At 63.3% G+C, this 22,486-nt stretch carries 16 protein-coding genes; 9 read left to right on the top strand and 7 right to left on the bottom strand.

All coding sequences use genetic code 11. The features are described from left to right. Nucleotides 1-24 precede the first annotated feature (24 nt). The 3 genes from NKH33_RS01770 to NKH33_RS01760 are packed head-to-tail and all read left to right on the top strand — an operon-like array spanning nt 25 to nt 2,289. Nucleotides 25-270: a type II toxin-antitoxin system ParD family antitoxin gene (locus NKH33_RS01770; protein WP_352453248.1), complete on the top strand. Its 246-nt coding sequence runs from the start codon at nt 25-27 to the stop codon at nt 268-270. 17 nt (nt 271-287) lie between these two features. Further along, nucleotides 288-602, top strand: a complete 315-nt coding sequence (locus NKH33_RS01765) for a type II toxin-antitoxin system RelE/ParE family toxin (RefSeq protein WP_352472289.1) — start codon at nt 288-290, stop codon at nt 600-602. A gap of 46 nt (nt 603-648) precedes the next feature. Next, complete coding sequence (locus NKH33_RS01760) at nt 649-2,289, top strand: acyl-CoA synthetase (protein ID WP_352612278.1); 1,641 nt, start codon at nt 649-651, stop codon at nt 2,287-2,289. A gap of 192 nt (nt 2,290-2,481) precedes the next feature. On the opposite strand, the gene NKH33_RS01755 is transcribed toward NKH33_RS01760, so the two are convergent. Next, nucleotides 2,482-3,036 carry a tetratricopeptide repeat protein gene (locus NKH33_RS01755; RefSeq protein WP_352472291.1) on the bottom strand — a complete coding sequence of 185 codons (555 nt, stop codon included), beginning with the start codon at nt 3,034-3,036 and terminating at the stop codon, nt 2,482-2,484. A 404-nt stretch (nt 3,037-3,440) separates the two neighbouring features. Here NKH33_RS01755 and NKH33_RS01750 point away from each other — a divergent pair, with 404 nt between their 5' ends. The 6 genes from NKH33_RS01750 (at nt 3,441) to msuE (ending at nt 12,335) form a co-directional block, all read left to right on the top strand. Further along, complete coding sequence (locus tag NKH33_RS01750; RefSeq protein WP_352502064.1) at nt 3,441-4,049, top strand: TetR/AcrR family transcriptional regulator; 609 nt, start codon at nt 3,441-3,443, stop codon at nt 4,047-4,049. 62 nt (nt 4,050-4,111) lie between these two features. Then, complete coding sequence (locus NKH33_RS01745; RefSeq protein WP_352542218.1) at nt 4,112-5,260, top strand: efflux RND transporter periplasmic adaptor subunit; 1,149 nt, start codon at nt 4,112-4,114, stop codon at nt 5,258-5,260. Between the two features lie 208 nt (nt 5,261-5,468). Further along, a complete protein-coding gene (locus NKH33_RS01740) occupies nt 5,469-8,609 on the top strand; it encodes an efflux RND transporter permease subunit (protein ID WP_352918035.1) in 3,141 nt (1,046 codons plus the stop codon). A 70-nt stretch (nt 8,610-8,679) separates the two neighbouring features. Beyond that, nucleotides 8,680-10,173, top strand: a complete 1,494-nt coding sequence (locus NKH33_RS01735) for an aldehyde dehydrogenase family protein (protein WP_352542216.1) — start codon at nt 8,680-8,682, stop codon at nt 10,171-10,173. A gap of 133 nt (nt 10,174-10,306) precedes the next feature. Continuing rightward, on the top strand, nt 10,307-11,662 hold the full coding sequence (locus NKH33_RS01730) for an LLM class flavin-dependent oxidoreductase (RefSeq protein WP_352455214.1): 1,356 nt from the start codon (nt 10,307-10,309) through the stop codon (nt 11,660-11,662). 112 nt (nt 11,663-11,774) lie between these two features. Beyond that, on the top strand, nt 11,775-12,335 hold the full coding sequence (msuE, locus tag NKH33_RS01725) for an FMN reductase (protein ID WP_352455213.1): 561 nt from the start codon (nt 11,775-11,777) through the stop codon (nt 12,333-12,335). Between the two features lie 146 nt (nt 12,336-12,481). Here msuE and NKH33_RS01720 read toward each other — a convergent pair whose 3' ends face one another. The 6 genes from NKH33_RS01720 to NKH33_RS01695 all read right to left on the bottom strand — a co-directional run bounded on the left by NKH33_RS01720 (nt 12,482) and on the right by NKH33_RS01695 (nt 22,473). Continuing rightward, on the bottom strand, nt 12,482-14,191 hold the full coding sequence (locus NKH33_RS01720; protein WP_352542214.1) for a trimethylamine N-oxide permease: 1,710 nt from the start codon (nt 14,189-14,191) through the stop codon (nt 12,482-12,484). A 273-nt stretch (nt 14,192-14,464) separates the two neighbouring features. Continuing rightward, nucleotides 14,465-16,834 carry a trimethylamine N-oxide demethylase gene (locus NKH33_RS01715; protein ID WP_352918032.1) on the bottom strand — a complete coding sequence of 790 codons (2,370 nt, stop codon included), beginning with the start codon at nt 16,832-16,834 and terminating at the stop codon, nt 14,465-14,467. Between the two features lie 265 nt (nt 16,835-17,099). Next, nucleotides 17,100-17,729, bottom strand: coding sequence for a sarcosine oxidase subunit gamma (locus NKH33_RS01710; RefSeq protein WP_352542212.1), 630 nt, complete (start codon nt 17,727-17,729; stop codon nt 17,100-17,102). Then, complete coding sequence (locus NKH33_RS01705) at nt 17,722-20,703, bottom strand: sarcosine oxidase subunit alpha (protein ID WP_352918030.1); 2,982 nt, start codon at nt 20,701-20,703, stop codon at nt 17,722-17,724. The genes NKH33_RS01710 and NKH33_RS01705 overlap by 8 nt, the downstream gene beginning before the upstream one ends. Nucleotides 20,704-20,926: 223 nt before the next feature. Next, nucleotides 20,927-21,202 (bottom strand): sarcosine oxidase subunit delta, encoded by a 276-nt coding sequence (locus NKH33_RS01700; protein ID WP_352918028.1) that lies wholly within the window; start codon nt 21,200-21,202, stop codon nt 20,927-20,929. A 17-nt stretch (nt 21,203-21,219) separates the two neighbouring features. Then, nucleotides 21,220-22,473: a sarcosine oxidase subunit beta family protein gene (locus NKH33_RS01695; protein WP_352542209.1), complete on the bottom strand. Its 1,254-nt coding sequence runs from the start codon at nt 22,471-22,473 to the stop codon at nt 21,220-21,222. Nucleotides 22,474-22,486 lie beyond the last annotated feature (13 nt).

The following is a 22,486-nucleotide window of genomic DNA, read 5'->3' as shown; positions in this document are numbered from 1 at the left end:
ATAAACCGATCAGGAGGTCCGACAATGAACGTATCACTGGGAGAGCGTTGGGAAACCTTTGTTTCCAACATCGTCAAGCGCGGCCGCTACGGTTCTGCCAGCGAAGTCGTCCGCGAGGGCCTGCGCCTTGTCGAAGAGCGCGAGGAAAAGCTGAAGGCGCTCCGTGCCATGGTGGACAAGTCGTTTGCTGAAGGCGGCGAAGCCACCGAGCAGGATATTGACGCCGCCTTGGAAGCCAAGGCCAAGCAACTCGCAAGGGAAGGCTTTTAGGAGTGCCACGGCTGCGCATGCTGCCGTCGGCACAAGCAGATTTGGTCAATATCCTTGAATACCTCACTCGTGAAAGCGGCAGCCTGTTTATTGGCGGGCGTTTTGTGGATGCTCTGCGCCAGAAATGCCGTGATCTGGCGAGCTTGCCGGCGACGATTGGTCGTGCTCGTCCCGAACTCCGGCCGGACGTCCGAAGTTTCGCTTTCAGGGGATACGTGATTTTCTTCCGCTATAATGGCGACTTTTTCGAAGTGGCGAATATCGTGGAAGGGCATCGGGACATCGACGCTTTGTGGCCGGAGGGTGAGGGCGGGGAGGGGCGTCCCAAGTAATGGGCGAAGGTGGTAAGAAGGCTCGACCAGACATTCGGAGGACGGGATGGGCAATCCCTACGAACAGGATCTCGACAGGAATCCGGCCAACCACCAGCCGCTGACGCCGCTGACCTATTTTGAGCGGGCGGCAAAAACCTTTCCCGACCAGACCGCCATCATCCATGGCCGCCAGCGCACGACCTATCGCGATTTCTGGAAGCGCTCGCTGAGGCTTGCCTCGGCGCTGGCGAAGCGCGGTATCGGCAAGGGCGACACCGTCACCGTCATGCTGTCCAACACACCGCCGATGCTGGAAGCGCATTTCGGCGTGCCGATGACCAGGGCGGTGCTCCATTCGCTCAACACCCGCCTCGACGCCGCCGTCATTGCCTTCCAGCTCGATCATGCCGAAAGCAAGGTGCTGATCGTCGACCGCGAATTCGCCGGCGTGGTTCGGCAAGCGCTGACGCTGGCCAAGGTCAGGCCGCTGCTGATCGATTACGACGATCCCGACTATGCCGCCGATGCGCCCTATGCCAAGGGCGAGCGGATCGGCACGCTCGACTACGAGGCGTTTGTCGCCGACGGTGACGAGGATTTCGCCTGGTCGATGCCGGACGACGAATGGGACGCCATATCGCTCAACTACACCTCCGGCACCACAGGCAATCCGAAGGGCGTCGTCTGCCACCATCGCGGCGCGGCACTGATGGCCTATGCCAACACCATCCATGCCGGCATGGGCAAGCACCCGGTCTATCTGTGGACGTTGCCGATGTTCCACTGCAACGGCTGGTGCTTTCCCTGGACGCTTGCCGTGCAGGCTGGCACCCATGTCTGCCTGCGCTGGGTGCGGCCGAAGCCGATCTACGACGCCATCGCTGATCACGGCGTCACCCATCTCTGCGGTGCACCCATCGTCATGTCGGTGCTGATCAACGCCTTGGACGAGGACAAGCGGCAATTCCCGCAGACCGTCACCTTCAACACCGCCGCAGCGCCGCCGCCTGAGGCGGTGCTGTCGGGCATGGCCGATGCGGGCTTTGCCGTCACCCATCTCTACGGCCTGACCGAAACCTATGGCCCGGCCGTCGTCAACGAATGGCATGGCGAGTGGGACCTGCTGGAGAAAGGGGCGAGGGCGGCGAAGAAGGCCAGGCAAGGCGTACGCTATGCCGCGCTCGAAGGCCTGACGGTGATGGACCCGCAGACGATGCAAGAGACGCCGGCCAACGGCGAGACGATCGGCGAGGTGATGTTCCGCGGCAACATCGTCATGAAAGGCTATCTCAAGAACCGCAAGGCGAGCGACGAGGCCTTTGCCGGCGGCTGGTTCCATTCGGGCGACCTCGGCGTCATGCACCCGGACGGGTACATCCAGCTCAAGGACCGTTCCAAGGACATCATCATCTCCGGCGGCGAAAACATCTCCTCGATCGAGGTCGAGGAGGCGCTGTACAAGCATCCCGCCGTCGCTTCTTGCGGCGTTGTCGCCCGATCCGACGACAAATGGGGCGAGGTGCCGGTCGCCTATGTCGAGCTGAAGCCGGGCAAGGCGGCGACCGAGGCGGAGGTAATCGAGCACTGCCGCGCGCTACTCGCCCGCTTCAAGGTGCCGAAAGCGGTGATCTTCGCGGAAATCCCGAAGACTTCGACGGGCAAGATCCAGAAGTTCCGGCTGCGGGAGATGGCAAAGCAGCCTTAGGTAGTTCAGACCATCGCCTGCGAACCCTGCTGCCGTTCGGTTCGCGCGATCATGTGCCGCCTTGAGCGCGGATTGACTCTTTGGAGAGTTGTAAGGGCTGCTCAAATATTAATCGGTAAACTTGCTCCAGAGAAGTACAGCCGCTCGAAATGAAGTTATTCGCAACGAGAACTGATAGGAAATGTCTAAAGCTTATTGGTACAACATCTCATCTTTCTTTGCGACTGCAGATTTAACTTCAAGAAACAATCCTACGATGCTAAAGGCAGACGCAAAAATGCGTTTTAGCCCATTTTTTCCCTTCAATCCCTCCAATAAAATGTCCCTTTTCGCAAGAACATGCCCCAATGACGCAGCTTTGTATAGAAATACGTCCACCTCCGGATTGGATGGGTTCATCTCTTTTGTCAGTCTATAACACCAGTACGCCGCCGACGGGCTCTTGTCCGAAATTTTCTTAAAGGTTTCCAATGCTTCAGCTGCTTTTCCGGTTCTATGTTGGATGCCACCAATTCTGTATGTCGCGAGATCGCTGCCAAGGTATTCTGATATCGAATAATACTTCATAGCTAAGTCTATGTTCTGACAGGTGCCGCGCATATCATAAACTATGCCCAGTGAATACGCGGCGGCTGCTTTCTTAACGTCATACTTCATGGCATCTAAGAGTATCGATATCGCTGTCCCCATATCACCTCTCCCGAGTGCCTGCTTAGCCTGCAACAAATGAATATCCTCGTCAGACATACGGTTCTCTCTCACTTTGGTCGTCTGCGATCCGGGTATCGTGACTTCATCAATATCAATTGGGCCGGTACATCTACCAGTGGGGGCTTCTGAACCGACGTTGCGCTTGAATTCAGTATGCGCCCATTAAGTCGAAATCAGAACCGATTTCGGAAAACACCATACGGAAATCAAAGTACCACAGCGTCTTTGCGGGCCCAAAGAACATGCGAGGCTGTAGGCGCTCCGGGGGGCTTAGCAGATGGCTCGAGAACCACTCTCAGGCCACGCCTTCACAAGCGGACTCCCCTCGGACGATGTCACCATCTGTCACTAATAGCCAAAATCGCGGCTTGACAGGTGATGGTTTTCAATTTACGAGTGACGAAATTCTAAATTCGTCAGTCGTAAATTTGGCCAACGAGATGCTTGAAACCCTAGACACCACCGCCGATTCCGCCCGCCAGGAAAATGTCACGCGCATCCTGGATTGCGCGGAGCGATTGTTTCGCCACTACGGCTACGGCAAGACCAACGTCGCCGACATTGCGCGCGAACTCGGCATGTCGACTGCCAATATCTATCGCTTCTTCGCCTCCAAGGTGGAAATCCACCAGGCGGTTTGCGGCCGCATGCTCGAGACCTGCTACCGGTTGAGCTACGAGGCCTGCCATGGTTCCGGCACCGCCAGCGAGAAGCTCCGCCGCTACGTGCATACGCACTATCAGTGGACGCTGGAAACCATGATCGACCAGGAGAAGGTGCACGAGATGGTCATCGTCGCCATCGAGCGCGACTGGCACGTCATCGAAAAGCACATCGACAGCATCCATGAACTGGTCGCGGAAGTGATCCGCGAGGGAATCGCTACCGGCGAGTTCATCGATCAGGATCCGGTGATCGCTTCCCGGTGTTTCGGCGCTGCCATTATCAGCCTCTCTCATCCGCAGATAATGGCCCAGTGCCTCGCCAAGAAGAACCGGGCGACGCCGGACGAGCTTACCGAGTTTGCCATCAGAGCCTTGAAGAAATGACCATTGCCGCCCGTCGGGCGGTGATGTCGGCAATTCATCTCCACAGTTCGGGAGTACGAAAAGTGTCTTTGTCCAAGTCCATCACCTACAGGCGACCGGCCGCCGGCCTGGCACTGATTGTCGTTGCCGCTCTCGGCCTCGCCGGCTGCTCGCAGGAGAAAGCCGAGGTCACCGAGATCATCCGCCCGGTCAAGGTGGTCGAGATCGCCAAGGCGAGCGATACCCGTCAGCTTTCCTATTCCGGATCGGTGCGTGCCCGCACCGAGATGAATCTCGGCTTTCGCATCAACGGCAAGATCACCGAGCGCCTTGTCGACATCGGTGACCGCGTCAAGCCGGGTGACGTTCTCGCCCGCGTCGATCCCACCGACTACGAGCTCTCGGTGAGAAGCTCTCAGGCCAGCCTCGATGCTGCCGACCGTCAGGTCGAGACAGTCGAGCTTACGCGCAAGCGGGCCGAACAGCTCTACGCCAAGAATTTCGCCCCGAAGTCGCAGCTCGAGCAGGCGACGCTCGCCTATAATCAGGCGGTCGCCACGCGAGACTCCGCCCGCTCGCAGCTTGCCCAGGCACAGAACCAGGTCCGCTATACCGATCTCAAGGCGGACAAGAACGGCATCGTCACATCAGTTGCCGCCGATGTCGGCCAGGTGGTCGGCTCCGGCACGCCGGTGGTGACCGTTGCCATCGACGGCGAGAAGGAAGTCCTGATCGCTGTTCCGGAAACCGATATCGCCGAATTCAAGCCGGGCAAGACCGTCAAGGCTGGCTTCTGGTCCGATGAGGCGCTGACGCTCGACGGCAAGGTCCGCGAAGTCGCCGGCAGCGCCGATCCGCAGTCGCGCACCTTTGCCGTTCGCGTCAGCCTGCCCAACGATCCTCGCGTGCTGCTAGGCATGACCGCCTCCATCGAAGCCGCGGTGGACAACCGGCAGCAGCTGGTGTCGATCCCGCTGGCCGCGTTGGCGCAAAAGGACAGCCAATCGATCGTCTGGACAGTCGACCGCAACGGCGGGACCGTCCATGCGCATCCGGTCAAGGTCGCCGCCTTCACCCCCGACGGCGTCAGCGTCGCCGATGGGCTGAAGCCGGGGGACGTCGTCGTCGCCGCCGGCACGCAGTTCATGACCGAGAATCTGAAAGTCAAGCTGACCGGTGATGCAGCGCAACAGTCGGCGTCGGCCGATGACGCTGCAAGGCGCTTGCGCTGACGGCCAGGCAATTCACGGTTTCCGGGCGGCAGGCGCCCCCGATTTTCGAGATCTCAGGTCGATGTAACCCCCACGTCGATCCTCGCGTCCCACCGCGATGTAGATCTCTCAACTCGGAAAGCCACGCCGCCCGGAAGCCCACATCGGAAGTTCCTTGGGCATGCGAAAGCGCGTGCTCTGTTGATCAAATTGAAACGGACTGACGCCGATGACCATCGACACCAATGAAAAGCGGTCTTTCAATCTTTCGCGCTGGGCAATCGGCCATCCGAGCATTGCCCGCTTCCTGTTCGGGCTGATCATCGTCGCCGGTGCACTCGGCCTGATGCGCATGGGCCAGAAGGAAGACCCCGATTTCACCTTCCGCGTCATGGTCGTCCAGGCGATCTGGCCAGGCTCCTCGATCAAGGAGATGGAGGACCAGGTGGTCAACAAGATCGAGCGCAAGCTGCAGGAAACGCCGCACCTCGATTTCGTCCGCTCCTACACCCGCGCCGGCAGCGCCATCATCACCTTGCAGGTCAAGGGCGACACCAATCCAGCGCAGGTCGCCGATGCTTTCTATCAGGTGCGCAAGAAGGTCGGCGATATCGCCAATGAGCTGCCGCAGGGGCTGCTCGGGCCTTACTTCAATGACGAATTCGGCGACACGTTCATCACCCTGCATTCGATCAGCGGCGACGGCTACAGCTATCCCGAGCTGAAGAAATTCGCCATCCAGGCGCGCGACATGCTGCTGACGACGCCCGGTGTCGAGAAGGCCGTGATCATCGGCGACCAGCCGGAAAAGCTCTACATCGACGTTTCATCCAAGGTGCTTGCCGAACGCGGCCTGACGTTGACCGACCTGCAGAATGCGATCCAAGGCCAGAACAATGTCGACCCGGCAGGTTCGGTCGACACCGGCCAGCGTTCGGTGCGCATTTCGGTCGAGGGCGATGTTACCAGGGCGGCCGACATCCGCGAGCTTCGCCTGCGCGCCGGCAACCAGGTGACGCGCCTCGGCGACATCGCCACCGTGACCTCCGGCCTCGAGGATCCGTACCAGCGCAAATACCGTTTCAACGGTCACGACAGCGTCCAGCTCGGCGTCGTCATGGCCAAGGGCTTCAACGTCACCGACGTCGGCAAGGACGTCGAAGCGACCTATAAGCGCTTCGAAGAGGCGCTGCCCTATGGAGTTTCCGTCGATCAGATTTCCGACCAGCCGCATGTCGTGAAGGAGGCTGTGAGCGAGTTCATGGAAGCGCTCGGCGAAGCGCTGCTGATCGTGCTTTTCGTATCGTTCCTGTCGATCGGCTGGCGCTCGGGCCTGGTGATCGCGATCGTCATTCCGCTGGTCCTGGCCGCCACGTTCGCCATCATGTACGAGCTCGGCATCGACCTGCAGCGCATTTCGCTCGGCGCGCTGATCATCGCCCTTGGCCTCTTGGTCGACGACGCGATGATCGTCGTCGAAATGATGGAGCGAAAGCTCGAGGAAGGCTTGGTCAAGGTCGAGGCGGCGAGCTTCGCCTATTCCTCGACCGCCTTCCCGATGCTGACCGGCACGCTGATCACCACGGCCGGCTTCATCCCCGTCGGTTTCGCGGCCTCGACGGCCGGCGAATATGTGCGCACCCTGTTTTACGTCGTCGGCATCGCGCTGGTCGTGTCCTGGTTCGCGGCGGTCTATTTCACGCCGTGGCTCGGCCACATGATCCTGAAGCAGCGCAAGCACGCCGGCAACCATCACGATGTCTTCGACACGCGCTTCTACCGCCGTCTTCGCTCGACCGTTGCATGGGCGGTGCGCCACCGCATCATTGTCCTGGTGATGACGCTGATGACGTTTGCCACCAGCCTGTGGGCGTTCCAGTTCATCCCGCAGAATTTCTTCCCGCAATCGTCGCGCCCGGAAATCCTTGTCGACCTCTGGCTGCCGGAAGGCACCAGCATCAAGGAAGTCGAGACCCAGGCCAAGGCGCTCGAAGCCAGGATGATGGACGACAAGGACAAGCGCTTCATCGCCACCTATGTCGGCGAAGGCGCGCCGCGCTTCTTCCTGCCGCTCGACCAGCAGCTTCGCAATCCGAACTTCGCCCAGCTTCTGGTGATGGCCAATGACGAACCGGCCCGCGAGCGGCTGATTGTCAAGCTGCGCACCATCCTGGCCAATGATTTCCCATCGATCCGCGCCAAGGTCGACCGCCTGTTCCTTGGTCCGCCGACCGGCTGGCCGGTGCAGATGCGCGTCATGGGTCCGGATCGCCAGGAGGTGCGCCGCATCGCCGACGAGGTGAAGGCGAAGTTCCAGGCAAATCTGCTGCTCGGCGCCATCCACGACGACTGGCTGGAGCCGGTGCCGACGATGAAGCTGGTGATCGACCAGGATCGCGCCCGTGCGCTCGGCGTCACCTCGCAGCGCATCCGCCAGACGCTGCAGGCGGCCATGTCGGGAGCGCCGCTCGATGACTTCCGCGACGGCGAGGAGACGGTTTCGATCGTCGCCCGTGAGCCGGAGGCAAGCCGTCAGCTGCTGTCGGCGGTCGACTCCGTCTACATCCCGACCGATTTCGGCGGCTCCGTGCCGCTGTCGCAGGTCGCCAAGGTGGTCCCGGTGCTGGAGCAAGGCGTCGAATGGCGGCGCGACCGCTTGCCGACCATCAGCGTACGCGCCACGCTGCCGGACGGCGTGCAGCCGAACGATGTCGCCATGAAAATGTACAGCGAGATGCAGGGCCTGCGCGCCAGCCTCGCACCCGGCTACAAGATCGAGATCCAGGGCGGCGCCGAGGATGCGGCCGAAAGCCAGGCCTCGATTGCGGCGAAAGCGCCGATCATGCTGGCCGTCATCGTCGTGCTGCTGATGATCCAGCTGCAGCATTTCGGCAAGGCCATGCTGGTGCTGGCCACCGGTCCGCTCGGCATCATCGGCGCGGCGGCGGCACTTTTGATCAGCGGCGCCCCGTTCGGCTTCGTCGCCATCCTCGGTGTCATCGCCCTGCTCGGCATCATCATGCGCAACTCGATCATCCTGGTCGATCAGATCGACCAGGACATCGCCGCCGGCGTGGAGCGTTCCGAGGCCATCATCGGCTCGGCGGTGCGCCGCTTCCGGCCGATCGTGCTGACGGCGCTGACGGCGGTGCTGGCGCTGATCCCGATCTCGCGCGGCGTCTTCTGGGGGCCGCTCGCCTACGCCATGATGGGCGGCATTCTCGTCGCCACGGTGCTGACCATCCTTGTCCTGCCGGCAGCCTATGCGCTGTTCTTCGGCAGGGAGCCCAAGAAGGTGGTGGCAACGGAAGAGGCGGCCAAGGTGGCAGAAGAAAGCGAAAGGCCGCAACTGGCCCTGGCGGCCGAATAGAGCTGTTGGCAAATGTGACCTCCGGCGGTTTAATCCGCCCACCAGGCGTAGGCGCCGGAGGAGGACCGTCATGACCATGGCTCAGACAAAGGCACCGCTGCGGCTGCCGATCGACGGGCGCCATCGCCGGATGCTCATCGGCGACGGCTGGGTCGATGCCCGCTCCGGCCGGACCACGGAGAGCCGCAATCCCGCCACCGGCGCGGTCATCGCCACGGTGCCGCGCGCCGACCGCCAGGACATCGACTTGGCGGTGACTGCTGCGCGCAAGGCGTTCGAGGGCCCGTGGAGCCGGTTCAAGCCTTATGAGCGCCAGGTGCTGCTGCTGAGGATCGCCGACCTCTTCGAAAAGCACTGGGAAGAGATCAGCCGCTCCGACACCACCGACATGGGCATGCCGATCATACGCACCCGCGCCAATCGCAACCGGGTCATCGGCATGCTGCGCTACTATGCCGGCATGGCGACGGCGCTGCACGGCGAGACGATCGACAACTCGCTGCCCGGCGAAATCGTCTCTTTCACCCGCAAGGAGCCGGTCGGCGTCGTCGGCGCCATCATTCCCTGGAACGCGCCAACGGCGGCGTCGATCTGGAAGATCGGCCCGGCGCTGGCGACCGGCTGCACCATCGTGCTGAAACCATCGGAAGAGGCGCCGCTGACGCCGCTTTTGATCGCCGACATCATGAACGAGGCCGGCGTCCCGGAAGGCGTCGTCAACATCGTCACCGGCACCGGCACCGAGGCAGGTGCCGCACTCGCCGAGCACATGGGCGTCGACAAGATCGTCTTCACCGGGTCGACGGCGACCGGTCGGTCGATCGTGCGGGCCTCGGCCGGCAACCTCAAGCGCGTCTCGCTGGAGCTCGGCGGCAAGTCGCCGGTCATCGTCTGCGCCGATGCCGATCTCGACAAGGCGGTGCCGGTGGCGGCGATGTCGGTGTTCGCCAATTCCGGCCAGATCTGCATCGCCGGTTCGCGCCTTTTCGTCGAACGCGCCGTCCATGACGAGTTCGTCGAGCGGCTCGCGGCATACGCCAAGGGTCTCAGGGTCGGCGACGGCATCGACCCGGCGACCGAGATCGGTCCGCTCGTCTCCGAAAAGCAGCTGCAACGGGTCACCGGTTACCTCGAGGCCGGCACCGCGGAAGGGGCGAAACTCGTCACCGGAGGCACCCGGCTTGTGGAAGGCGCGCTTGGCGCCGGCAATTTCGTCGCGCCGACCGTCTTTGCCGGCGTCTCGGACGACATGAAGATCGCCCGTGAGGAGATCTTCGGGCCGGTAATTTCAGCCTTGCCGTTCGATACGCTGGACGAGGCAGTCGAGCGGGCCAACAACACGCCTTACGGCCTGGCTGCAGGGGTCTTCACCCAAAATCTCGCCACCGCCCACCAGCTGTCGCGCAAGATCCGCGCCGGCTCGGTCTGGGTCAATACCTATCACGCCATCGATCCGGCCGTGCCCTTCGGCGGCTACAAGATGAGCGGCTACGGCCGCGAGGGCGGCGCCGAGCACCTCGCCGAATATCTTAACACCAAGGGCGTGTTCATCAAGATCGATTGATCGGTCCGCCGCCCGCACAAAAAATGCTCCCCGACGCCGGTTTTGCAAAACAGAATTCCTTCCCATGGCCGCAAAGCCATCCCATGCTCGAGCAATTGGAGCGTTACGCTCGTCGTCATCGGTGCGTTTTTCCATGGCAGAAAATCGACAATTGCGGCTTGGCGCTTTCATGCGGCCCGTCAGCCTTCATACCGGCGCCTGGCGCTACCCGGGCGCCTATCCCGACGCCAACTTCAATTTCGCGCATCTCAAGCACTTCGCGCAAAGGCTGGAAGCGGCAAAGTTCGACGCCTTCTTCATGGCCGACCACCTGGCCGTGCTCAACATGCCGATCGAGGCGCTGCGGCGCAGCCACACGGTCACGTCCTTCGAGCCGTTCACGCTGTTGTCGGCGCTTGCCGCCGTCACCGATCGTATCGGGCTGATCGCAACCGCCTCGACGACGTTCGACGCGCCGTACCACATCGCCCGTCGTTTCGCCTCTCTCGACCATATCAGCGGCGGGCGCGCCGGCTGGAATATCGTCACCACATCCAATCCCGACGCCGCGCTGAATTTCGGCCTCGACGAGCATGTCGAGCACGACGAGCGCTATCGCCGGGCGCGGGAGTTTTACGATGTCGTCACCGGCCTGTGGGACAGTTTTGCCGACGATGCCTTCATCCGCGACGCCGAAAGCGGGCTCTATTTCGATCCGGCGAAGCTGCATGTGCTCGACCATAAGGGCGAATATCTTTCGGTGCGGGGACCGCTCAATATCGCGCGGCCGGTGCAGGGCTGGCCGGTCATCGTGCAGGCCGGCGCGTCGGAGGCCGGACGGCAGCTCGCGGCGGAAACGGCCGAGGTGATCTTCGCCGCCCATGCCGATCTCGCCTCGGGGCAGCGCTTCTTTGCCGACGTCAAGAAACGTGCGCAAAAACTTGGCCGGTCGCGCGACGACATCAAGATCCTGCCCGGCGCCTTCGTCATTGTCGGCGAGACCGTCGAGGAGGCGCAGACGAAGCGGGCCAAGCTCGACAGCCTCGTCTACTACGAGAGCGGCGTCGCCTCGCTGTCGATCGCGCTCGGCCACGACGCGTCGCGGTTCGATCCGGATTCAGTCTTGCCCGAAATCCCGGAAAGCAACGCCAGCAAGAGCGGCCGCGAGCGCGTCATCGAACTGGCGCGCAAGGAAAACCTGACCGTCAGGCAGCTTGCGCAGCGGCTGGGCGGCTATTCCGGTCTTGCCTTCGTCGGCACTTCGAAAACCATCGCCGACGAGATGGAGGAATGGCTGGTCACCGAAGGCTCGGACGGGTTCAACGTCATGTTCCCCTATCTTCCCGCCGGATTGGATGATTTCGTCGAGAAAATCGTGCCCGAATTGCAGCGGCGCGGCATTTTCAGGAGCGAATACGAAGGATCGACCCTGCGCGAAAATCTTGGCCTGAAGCGGCCGCCAAACCGGTTCTTCCAACCTGAGACGGCAGCGATCCGCAAAGCTGGCTAGAACCGGTAATGATTTTAGACCGTGGCAAGCATCCGTTCTTTTCGTTCGGCCCGAATGTCCATAGGGTCAGCAGCGGGCTGGCAGCCCGAAATCATCGCGAGGGCTTTGCATCATGACCAATCCGGCCGTTGTCGGTTTCTCAGGCAATTTCACCCGGCCGTCCAAGACGCGCGGCTTCGTCGATCGTATCGTGAACGAGGTAGCCGGCAGATATGGCCTGGCCGCCAGCACGCATGACGTCGTCGACCTCGGCCCCAGCCTCGGTGGCGCCAAATGGGCGCGTGAACTGGATGCGCAAGCGGGCGATATCCTCAAGCGCGTCGTCGCGGCGGACGTGCTCGTCGTTGGCTCGCCCACCTACAAGGGCAGCTATACCGGCCTGTTCAAACACTTCTTCGATCTTGTCGACCCAACGGCGCTCAGGGGCAAGCCGGTGGTGCTGCTGGCGACCGGCGGCGGCGACCGGCATGCGCTGATCATCGAGCACCAGCTGAGACCGCTGTTCGGCTTCTTCGAGGCCTTTACGCTGCCGACCGCGATCTACGCTTCGGACAGGGATTTCATCGACGGCGTGCTTGCGTCCGAGACGATCCAGGCGCGCGTCGGACAGGTCCTCGAGGATATCGGTGCAGCGCTTGGCGGTCGCTCCCGCGCCGGCACCGCTGCCGAATAGCCCCTAAAAAGAAAAACCCGCCTCAGCGGCGGGTCTCGGGGCGAATCAGCACCATACGAAAATTATTAGCATAGCTGCCGGCACAAAGCAAGAACAAAATGCAGGAATCGAGCGCGCCTTGCGTGCCCGATCCCTCAACGCAGCCGTCAGATGACGAACAGCCAGTTGGCGAGCAGCATCACCACGACGCCGGCGACCAGCGTCAGATAGGGCAGCATCCCCGCCTTTTTCACCGCAAGGTCGGACGAGCTCATGCCGAGATCGGCCAGCATGTGGTCGGGGAATTTGCCCTTGTCCTGGATGTAGTGCCGGAAGCAGAACACCGGGATGATCAAGGCTGCCGTGATCAGCCCGGCCCACAATGCCATCGGGTTCCAGACCTTGGCGCCGGCGCCCATGAAGACCGCGTTGACGTAGGCAAAGATGGCGCCGAGGCCGAGCAGCCAGCTCGGCGCCCTCCATGGCCGCGCGATGTGGCCATTGTCGATGCGGTGGATCCAGCCGGCATTGAGGTTAAGGAAGTTGAAGATGATGTAGCCGCAATTCGACACGGCGAGGATGAAGAAGAAGCTTGTTGCGTCGGCCGAGGCGATGGCCAGCACGATCAGGTTGAAGATCAGGTCGGTCCACATCGCCCGCGTCGGGGCGCCGTGCTCGTTGACATGGCTGAGATAGCGCGGCAGCCAGCCGTCGACCGAGCCTTGATAGAGCGTGCGCGAGGAGCCGGCCATCGCCGTCATGATGCAGAGCACCAGCGCCAGGATCATCAGCATCACCAGCAGGCTGTGGATCAGCTGTCCGCCGCCGACCATACCGGCCAGCGCATCGGCAACGCCGGAGCCGTCGACGATCGGCGTCGCCAGCATGCCGTTCAAGCCGAGCACGCCCTGGAAGGTGAACGGCACCAGGATGAACAGCAGCATGCACAACAGGCCGGAATAGAAGATCGCCTTGAAGGTATCGGTGCCCGGGTTTTTGAACTCGGAGGTGTAGCAGACCGCGGTCTCGAAGCCGTAGGTCGACCACGCCGCGATGAACATGCCGCCGAGCACCAGCGTCCAGCCGGCGATGTTCCACGCGCCGGGCTCCGGCGCATAGGCTGCCGCGAGCGGCACCAGCGGCGAGAAGTTTGCCCAGTTGATCTGGCCGGTGACGATCGGCACCACGCCGACGATCAGCATCGGGATGATGACCAGCAGGCCGATATATTTCTGCACGTTGGCCGTGCCCAGGATGCCGCGATGCTGGATCGAGAAGATGATCAGCATCAGCACCGCGCCGATGAAGAAGGTGGCGTTGAAGGTGAAGGAAACCGGGCCAAGCGTGTGACCGTAGAGCGTCCAGTTACGGATCGCCGGCGTCGCCGCCGCGGTGACCGCGGTGATGGCGTCGGCGGCGCTGGTTCCGGCATGGGCCGCGATATAGGCGGCGACCTCCGGCGACGTGTCGGTGAACAGCGGCACCGGCGCCAGTGCGTTGAGGATATAGGCGGCGGCGATCGAGCAGCCGAGCGACAGCACCGGCGACCAGGCGAACCAGTTGCACCACACCGAAAGCGGCGCGATGAATTTCGAATAGCGCAGCCACGCGGTGGCGCCGTAGACCGAGGCGCCGCCGGATTTGTTCGGGAACAGCCCGGCGATCTCCGCATAGGTGAAGGACTGCAGGAAGCCCATGACCATGGATACGGCCCAGATCAGGAAGGCCAGTGTTCCGGTGGTGCCGGCGATGCCGCCGATCGAAAACAAGACAAGGGCCGGAACGCCGCTTGCCACCCAGAAGGCGCCGCGCCAATCGATGTTCCGGTGCAGCTGCCCTTCGGCAGGCGGCACCAAGGTGGTGACTATCGTGCTCATTTACGTGGATTCCCCATTTTTGATGTTCCCCATCGGCAACAGCCGCAATCTCGCGAGGCGTCATCGACGCTCACGTTGAACGGCCCCAGGCGTTTTCCGCTCAGTAGTATTTTTTTCTTAGCAGTGAAGATTGACCCAAGGCGCTTTCACGTCAAGTGGTTTGTGACGCTGTGCACATTGCGTTTGTGAAACAGTCGAGCTTCGCTGGCGCTGCCAACGGGTGCGGTCTTTCTCCCCTTGTTGTGGGAGAAGGGAAGAACCAGACAGCGTCGATCAGGAGCGCGGCCTGGTCTTTTGCGGGTCGTAATGGGCGAAGGCGACGACGCGCGCCGGCAGCCGCTTGCTGTGACCATCGAGCTTGCCGATTTCGACCTCGGTGCCGATCGCCGAATGCGTGACGTCGAGCCTGGCCAACGCGATGGTCTTGTTCAGCACCGGCGAGCGCATGCCCGAGGTGACGACGCCGATCTGGGCCCGGCCGACATGCACGCAGTCGCCGTGGCCGACCGCGATATTGGCGTCGACGTCGAGGCCGACCAGCTTCTTCTGCGGGTTTTCCTTGCGCCGGATCAGCGCCTCGCGGCCGATGAAATCGTCGCTCTTGGTCTTCAGCGGTACGGTGAAGCCGATGCCGGCCTCGAACGGATCCGTCTGGTCGGAAAACTCGTGAGCAGCAAAGATCAGCCCGGCCTCGATGCGCACCATATCGAGCGCCTGCAGCCCCATCGGCTTCAGGCCGTGCGGTTGGCCGGCCTGCCAGATCGCGTCGAACACCTTTTCGGCGTCGCGCGGATGGCACCAGATCTCGTAGCCGAGCTCGCCGGTGTAACCGGTGCGCGAGACAACGACCGGAATGCCGTTGCCGCCGCCGATGCGGGCGACGGCGAAACGGAACCATTCGAGTTCGTCGATCGACGGCTGCAGCGGCGAGGTCCAGATGATCTGCCGCAGGACGTCGCGGCTTTTCGGTCCCTGCACGGCAACATTGTGCATCTGGTCGGTCGAGGAGCGCACCAGCACGGTGAGGCCGAGTTTTTGCGCCGTTTCCCGCAGCCATTGGCCGGATAGATCGTCGCCGCCGACCCAGCGGAAATTATCCTTGCCGAGCCTGAGCAGCGTGCCGTCGTCGATCATGCCGCCATGCTCGTAGCACATGGCGGAATAGACGACCTGGCCGACGCCGAGCTTCTTGATGTCGCGGGTCAGCGTGTATTGCAGCAGCGCCTCGGAGTCCGGCCCGGTGACCTCGAACTTGCGCAGCGGCGACAGGTCCATGATCACGGCGTCCTGCCGGCAGGCCCAGTATTCATCGATCGGGCCTTGCTTGGCGAAGGAATTGGCGAGCCAATAGCCCTTGTACTCGACGAAGTTGCGGGTGTGCTTGGCAAAGCTCGAATGAAAGGCGGTCTCGCGGGTCATTTTCGGTTCCGAATCGGGCGTCATGCGTCTGGCGATCGCTCGCGAGAATTTGTGCTGGCCGGGATAGGTTCGCACATGGATGTCGGTCAGGTTCCAGCCATTGGCCGGCGTCGTATCGTCGGGGCAGGCGGACGAGACGCAGACGATGTCCGTGAGCGCCTTGAGTAGCACATAGTCGCCGGGCCGCGACCACGGCTCGTCCGACACCACGACGCCATGCGCGTCGATGGCCGTGTTGAAGAAGAAGTTGATCGCCATCCAGCCAGCGCGAGGCGTGACACCCTTGTCGGCCAGCGCGCGGTTGAAATTCTCCGAGCAGTTGGGATGGCCGGGATAACCGATGTCGTCGTAATATTTGGCCGCGCAGGCGAGCGCGAATGCATCGTGGCGGCCGCAAGTGTCCTGCACAACCTCGACCAGCGGCTCCATGTCCTGGTCGTAGTATTTTGAGTGCAGACCGGGCATCGGATAGCTCGAACCCATCAGCGTGCGCGTCGTCGTCACGTCGAGCGGATGATCGCGGCCCCTGTCCAGCTTGCGCGCCGAAAAGCACTGAAAGTCGGTGCATTGGCGCCCGTCGACATCGATGATCTGCAGATAGTCGCCCGCCTTGACGAAGTAGGCCTCCGCCGTCGCCGAATGGACGCGCAGGTCGAGCACGGGATCGGCCAGCGGGTCGGCAAGCCTGGATTTCGCTGCTGGGCGGATGGTGGCGCGGCGGACGATGACGCTAAGCGGCGTCGCCGTATCGTGGCCGTCGACCAGCATCGGCCCGCCGGGCGCGGCAATCAGCATCGACCCATCGCGGGCGACGGTAAAAGCCTGTTCGGTACCGGCAGGGGTGGCGCCGCCGAAAACGCGAACCGCCTTCGCCTGGTCGAGCTGCACCTGGCGCCGCTCGAGCCCCCGGCGCAAGGATGCGAGGCTGTCGTCGCCTTCGGCCAGCAGCGCCTTGATGCCGGCGGCATTGCTGTTCGATTTCTCGCCGAGAATGCCGGGATCGGTCGCGTCGCTGCTGTCCCATGCCAGCAGCTCGCAGGCCTGCCCGCCCTCGACATCGCGCACGGTGACAATGTCGCCGGCCTCGAACTCGATCAGCACCGCGCCATTGCCCTGAACCGTGTAGCGCTCCATCCCGGCCGGCAACGCAATCTGCCCTGGCCGCAGGATCACGCTCGGCCGGGGCGGTCCGGCGACGACGGCGGGGTAGGGCGACTGGCTCATCTCAACCTTGGTTTCGAGAAACAAGTTTGCCTGTGTGTGAAATTATTTTAGCGGGAAGAATAGCAGGGGGATCGGGTTTGGCAAGGTGAAGGTGGCACAAGCTCCACCTTCTCCCCCTGTGGGAGAAGGTGTCGCCGAAGGCGACGGATGAGGGGTGTTCCAGGGAACGCCAGCCTCTCACTCCGCTGGAACACCCCTCATCCGTCTCGGCGCTGCGCGCCGATCCACCTTCTCCCACAAGGGGAGAAGGAAAGACGCGCCAAGGCTATGCCAACTCCTCGCTGTGGCTGATCTCGACGCCATACTCGGCGGCAGCGTCCAGCATCGTATGCGACAGGCTTTCCGCGAAGGTGGCGAACACCAGAAGATTGAACACCGCCTGTCCGTCCGGCCGGTCATTGCCGCGCCAGAGATTGATGCTGGTGTGATCGACCGAGGTCGCCGCAGCGGTGCCGGCCGGGAACGCCGCGGGGTGCAGGTCTAGTGACGACAGTTTGGCCAGCATCGCGCGCGCCTTTTCTCCGGAAACGCTGATCAGCGCGCGAGCATGCGACTGGTCGGACAACGAGGCGGATTGCGCAAACGTCTGGCTCAGCGGTTCGCTCGCGTGCTTGCCGCCATTGGACAGGACCAGGAACTGATCCGGTCCCGACCAGATCAGCGTAGCGTCGGGAGTTCGGGTCGCCTTGGGCGTTTCCGGGGCGGCAACGCCGAAGCGGGTTTCGGCGGCCTTCGCCAGTTCTGCCGCTTTGCCGCGCCGCGCCATCACCTGGATCAGGTCGAAATTGCGGATCTCGGTGAGCGATACGCCGGCCGCCGTGCCGCGCGCGCCATAGGCGCCGACAACGAGCGCTTTCTCCAGCGGACTGCGGGCAATCCAGGAAAACTCAGCCACGCTGGCGCCCTCCATCCGGATCGTAGAAGGCCGGGCTGCACAGCTCGACGTCGTAGTCTTCGCCGCGCAGCGGGTCATGCGCATGGACGATCTCGCCGATGCGCTCGCGGCCACGCTCAACAAGCGCCAGCCCGATCCACTGGTCGAGCATGGGCGAGAAGCAGACCGAAGTGACATAGCCCTGGTCGTTGCCGGGACCGGGCGTCTCGCCTTTCGGAATGATATGCGCGCCGGAGCGCAGGCGGCGCGTCTTGTCGACCGGCTTGATGCCGACGACGACCTGCCGGTCTGGGGCAATCAGCGCCTCGCGCCCGGCCATGACGCGGCCGATGAAATCTTTTTTGGTCGACATCATCTTGCCGAGGCCGAGGTCGGCGGCGGTCGTCGTGCCGTTCAGCTCCGGGCCGGCGACATGGCCCTTTTCGATGCGCATGACGCCGAGCGCCTCGGTACCGTAGGGCGTAACGCCGAACGGCTTGCCGGCCAGCATCAAATTGCGCACCAGCGCCTCGCCATAGCGGGCGGGAACCGAAATTTCGAACGCCATTTCGCCCGAAAACGAGATGCGGAACAGCCGCGCCTTGATGCCACCGCGAAGCGCGACTTCCCGCGCCCCCATGAAGGGAAAGCCCTCGTTCGACAAATCCTCCGCCGGATCGACGATTTCCCGAAGCAGGTCCCGGGTCTTCGGCCCGGCGATCGAGAACTGCGCCCATTGATCGGAGACGGATGTCAGCTGCACGTCGAATTCGGGGAACAGCACCTGCCGGCAGAATTCGAGATGCTGCATCACCAGCCCGGCCTTGGCGGTGGTGGTGGTCAGGAAATAGTGGTCCTCGGCCAGCCGCGACGTCGTGCCGTCGTCATAGACGATGCCGTCCTCGCGCAGCATCAGCCCGTAGCGGGCTTTGCCGACGGCGAGACTGGAGAAGGTGTTGATGTAGACGCGGTCGAGAAAGGCGCCGGCATCCGGGCCGTGCACGTCGACCTTGCCGAGCGTCGAGACATCGCAGAAGCCGACGCCGGAGCGCACCGCCTCGACCTCGCGGGTGACCGATTCCAGCCAGTCCTTTTCGCCGGCGCGCGGATACCATTGCGCGCGCTTCCACAGGCCGGTGTCGACGAACACCGCGCCCTGTTCGGCTGCCCAGTGATGCGACGGCGTCAGCCTCGTCGCATGGAAGTCTTCGTCGCGATGATGGCCGGCGAAGGCGCCGATGGCGACCGGCACATAGGGTGGGCGGTAGATCGTCGTGCCGGTTTCGGGGATCGATTTGCCGCTGATTGCCGCCATGATGGCGAGACCGGCGACGTTCGAGGTCTTGCCCTGGTCGGTGGCCATGCCGAGCGTCGTATAGCGCTTGAGATGCTCGACCGATTCGAAACCTTCGCGCTGCGCCAGCTCGATGTCGGACGCGGTCACGTCATGCTGGTAATCGACGAAGGCTTTCCCTTTGCCGGCCACATACCAAAGCGGCGTCAGCGAAAACGCCTCCCTGTCGGCGACCGGCGATGTGCCGGCATTGCCGCCGCGTCCAGCACTCTGCGCTGCCGCAGCACCCGCGGCAAAGCCCTGGCGCAGGCAGTCGCCCAGCCCGAAGGCGCCGTTGGCGGCGCCGACGGCCATCATGCCGGGCGGCGCACCATCCGGCACGAAGGCTGCGATATCGTCTTGCCATTTCGGCCGGCCGCGATGATAGGAGGTCAGCCCGACCGCCGGATTCCAGCCGCCGGACACGGCAAGCCCGTCGGCTTCGACTTCCGCCCGTGCGCCGCCGGTCAGCGCCACCACGATTTTCCGGACCCCGTCCTTGCCGCCTTCGACCCCGCTGACCGAGCCGTTGAGCACGGCAAAGCCGCCCTTGGCGGCAAGCGCTCGATGCGCGGCGGAGACGTCCGGGCGCGCATCGACGACCGCCGCGATCTGCAAACCGGCGCCAAGCGCGGTCTCGACCGTGCGCCAGCCATCCTCATTGTTGGTGAACAGCGCGATCCTCCTGGCAGGGGTAACCGCGTAGCGCGCGACATAGGTCCGCATAGCCGAAGCCATCATCACGCCCGGCGTGTCGTTACCGGCAAAGACGATCGGTCGCTCGATGGCGCCGGCGGCGACGACGCAGCGCTTGGCCACGATCCGCCACAACCGCTGGCGCACCTGGTGCTCGGGCGGCGAGGGCAGGTGGTCGTTGACCCGCTCGATGGCGCCATAGGTGCCGCCATCATAGACGCCGAACAATGTCGTGCGGGTCATGATGCGGACATCGTGCAGTGCGGCGAGTTCGGCCAGCGTGCGCGTAATCCATTCGGCCGCCGGCGCGCCGTCGATCATGCCGCCGTCGGCGAGCAGACGGCCGCCAAGCGCAAAATCTTCCTCGCACAGGATGACGCGGGCGCCGCCGCGCCCGGCCGCCAGTGCCGCAGCCAGCCCGGCCGGGCCGGACCCGGCAATCAGCACGTCGCAATGCGCCCACGCCTTGTCGTAATGGTCGGGATCGGCGACGCCTGCAGCGCGGCCGAGGCCGGCGGCGCGGCGAATCGTTGGCTCGTAGATCGTTTCCCAGAATTTCGCCGGCCACATGAAGGTCTTGTAGTAGAAGCCGGCGACGAAGATCGGCGCGAACAGCTGGTTGACCGCCATCAGGTCGTGGCGCAGCGACGGCCAGCGGTTCTGGCTGGCGGCTTCGAGCCCGTCATAGAGTTCGGCCGTGGTCGCCTTGGTGTTCGGCTCGCGCCGCGCTCCGCTGCGCAGTTCGACCAGCGCGTTGGGCTCCTCCGAACCAGCGGTCAGGATGCCGCGCGGCCGATGGTATTTGAACGAGCGGCCGACCAGCTTGACGCCATTGGCGATCAGCGCCGAGGCCAGCGTGTCGCCTTGGAAGCCGGCAAAGCTCTTGCCGTCGAAGCGGAAGGCCAGCGGCGCGGCGCGATCGATGAGACCGCCTGATACGAGACGATAGGGCTGGCTGGAGGTCACGTTTGCTGGCCCTTAAGCAGGAGCGCCGCGCTGCCCCTCATCACCCTGCCGGGCACTTCTCCCCGTATAGGGACGGGGAGAAGGGGGCTGGCCGCAACCTCGGCGCCTTTCAGGGAACGTCGATGATTGGCGAAACAATCGATGGCGGCGCCCCTCTCCCCGTCTCTATACGGGGAGAGGAGGCCGGCAGGCAGGTGAGGGGCGGCGCTAACCTGGACAGAATTCATCTTGCAGCCTGCCTTGCACCAACGCCTGCAGCCGGTTCGACCGCCGAAATCTCGTGCGTCAGCGTGTTGCGGGCGACCTTCAGCCAGGCCCGGCAGCCGCCGCCATGGTACCAGTATTCGCTCATCGGCCCGGCGATGTTGTCGCGCAGATAGACGTAGTCGAAGACCTCGTCGTCGATGGCGCCGGCCGCCGGACGCACCGGCTTGGCGTCGCCCAGATAGGTGAACTCCCCGAGTTCGCGTTCGCCGCAGAAGGGACAGACAATGCGCATGCTTCTTCAGCCAGCCTTTAATGCAGGTTCGGTTGGGCGCCTTGGCCCTTTTCGTCGATCATCGCACCTCGCCGGAAGCGGTCGAGACGAAAGCGGGCAGCCTCCTTGTGCGGCTCGTCGCGCGCCAGCAGATGGGCAAAGACCAGGCCGGAGCCGGGCGTCGCCTTGAAGCCGCCATAGCACCAGCCGGCGTTGAGATAGAGCCCGTTGACCGGTGTTTTGTCGATGATCGGCGAGCCGTCCATCGACATGTCCATGATGCCGCCCCACTGACGCAGCAGCCGTATCCGGCCGATCATCGGCATCAGCGCCATTCCGCCCTCGCACACGTCTTCCATGACAGGCAGATTGCCGCGCTGGGCATAGGAATTGTAACCGTCTATGTCGCCGCCGAAGACCAGGCCGCCCTTGTCGGACTGGCTGACGTAGAAATGCCCGGCGCCGAACGTCATGACGTTGGGGATCAGCGGCTTGATCGCCTCGGAGACGAAGGCCTGCAGCACATGGCTTTCGATCGGCAGCCGCATGCCGGCCATCGCCGCGACGCGCGACGAGGAGCCGGCGACCGCCATGCCGACCTTGGCCGCGCCGATCCTGCCGCGGCTCGTCTCGACGCCGGTCACCTTGCCGCTGCCATCGCGGACAAAACCGGTCACCTCGCAGTTCTGGATGATGTCGACGCCGAGCGCGCTCGCCGCATGCGCATAGCCCCAGACCACGGCGTCGTGCCGCGCCGTGCCGCCGCGCCGCTGCAAAAGCCCGCCCTGCACCGGGAAACGTGCGTTGTCGAAGTTCAGGAACGGCATCATCTTCCTGACCGCCGTCAGATCGAGCAGTTCGGCATCGATGCCGTTGATGCGCATGGTGTTGCCGCGCCGCGCATAGGCATCGCGCTGCGCGTCGGAATGGTAGAGGTTGATGACACCGCGCTGGCTGACCATGGTGTTGTAGTTGAGGTCCTGCTCCATCCGCTCCCACAGCTTCATCGACAGCTCGTAGAAGCCGGTATTGCCGGGCAGCCCGTAATTGGAGCGGATGATGGTTGTGTTGCGGCCGGCATTGCCGGAGCCGATCCAGCCTTTTTCCAGCACGGCGACATTCCTGATGCCGTATTCGCTGGCGAGGAACCATGCCGTCGCCAGGCCATGGCCGCCGCCGCCGATGATCACCACGTCGTAGTGGCTCTTCGGGCTGGCGTCGCGCCAGGTGCGCTGCCAGTTCTTATGGCCGGAAAATGCCGCCCGGGCGAGGGAGAAGATCGAGTATTTCATGAACCTGTTTCGC

The organism is Mesorhizobium sp. M1182, assembly GCF_040318335.1.
GTDB lineage: Bacteria > Pseudomonadota > Alphaproteobacteria > Rhizobiales > Rhizobiaceae > Mesorhizobium.
This window is presented reverse-complemented; position numbering and strand designations above follow the sequence as displayed.

What these genes read in the sequence shown, in the direction of transcription:
- NKH33_RS01770 (WP_352453248.1), top strand. Translation starts at nt 25, where the DNA reads ATGAACGTATCACTGGGAGAGCGTTGGGAAACCTTTGTTTCCAACATC.
- NKH33_RS01765 (WP_352472289.1), top strand. Translation starts at nt 288, where the DNA reads ATGCTGCCGTCGGCACAAGCAGATTTGGTCAATATCCTTGAATACCTC.
- NKH33_RS01760 (WP_352612278.1), top strand. Translation starts at nt 649, where the DNA reads ATGGGCAATCCCTACGAACAGGATCTCGACAGGAATCCGGCCAACCAC.
- NKH33_RS01755 (WP_352472291.1), bottom strand. Translation starts at nt 3,036, where the DNA reads ATGTCTGACGAGGATATTCATTTGTTGCAGGCTAAGCAGGCACTCGGG.
- NKH33_RS01750 (WP_352502064.1), top strand. Translation starts at nt 3,441, where the DNA reads ATGCTTGAAACCCTAGACACCACCGCCGATTCCGCCCGCCAGGAAAAT.
- NKH33_RS01740 (WP_352918035.1), top strand. Translation starts at nt 5,469, where the DNA reads ATGACCATCGACACCAATGAAAAGCGGTCTTTCAATCTTTCGCGCTGG.
- NKH33_RS01735 (WP_352542216.1), top strand. Translation starts at nt 8,680, where the DNA reads ATGACCATGGCTCAGACAAAGGCACCGCTGCGGCTGCCGATCGACGGG.
- NKH33_RS01730 (WP_352455214.1), top strand. Translation starts at nt 10,307, where the DNA reads ATGGCAGAAAATCGACAATTGCGGCTTGGCGCTTTCATGCGGCCCGTC.
- msuE (WP_352455213.1), top strand. Translation starts at nt 11,775, where the DNA reads ATGACCAATCCGGCCGTTGTCGGTTTCTCAGGCAATTTCACCCGGCCG.
- NKH33_RS01720 (WP_352542214.1), bottom strand. Translation starts at nt 14,191, where the DNA reads ATGAGCACGATAGTCACCACCTTGGTGCCGCCTGCCGAAGGGCAGCTG.
- NKH33_RS01715 (WP_352918032.1), bottom strand. Translation starts at nt 16,834, where the DNA reads ATGAGCCAGTCGCCCTACCCCGCCGTCGTCGCCGGACCGCCCCGGCCG.
- NKH33_RS01700 (WP_352918028.1), bottom strand. Translation starts at nt 21,202, where the DNA reads ATGCGCATTGTCTGTCCCTTCTGCGGCGAACGCGAACTCGGGGAGTTC.
- NKH33_RS01695 (WP_352542209.1), bottom strand. Translation starts at nt 22,473, where the DNA reads ATGAAATACTCGATCTTCTCCCTCGCCCGGGCGGCATTTTCCGGCCAT.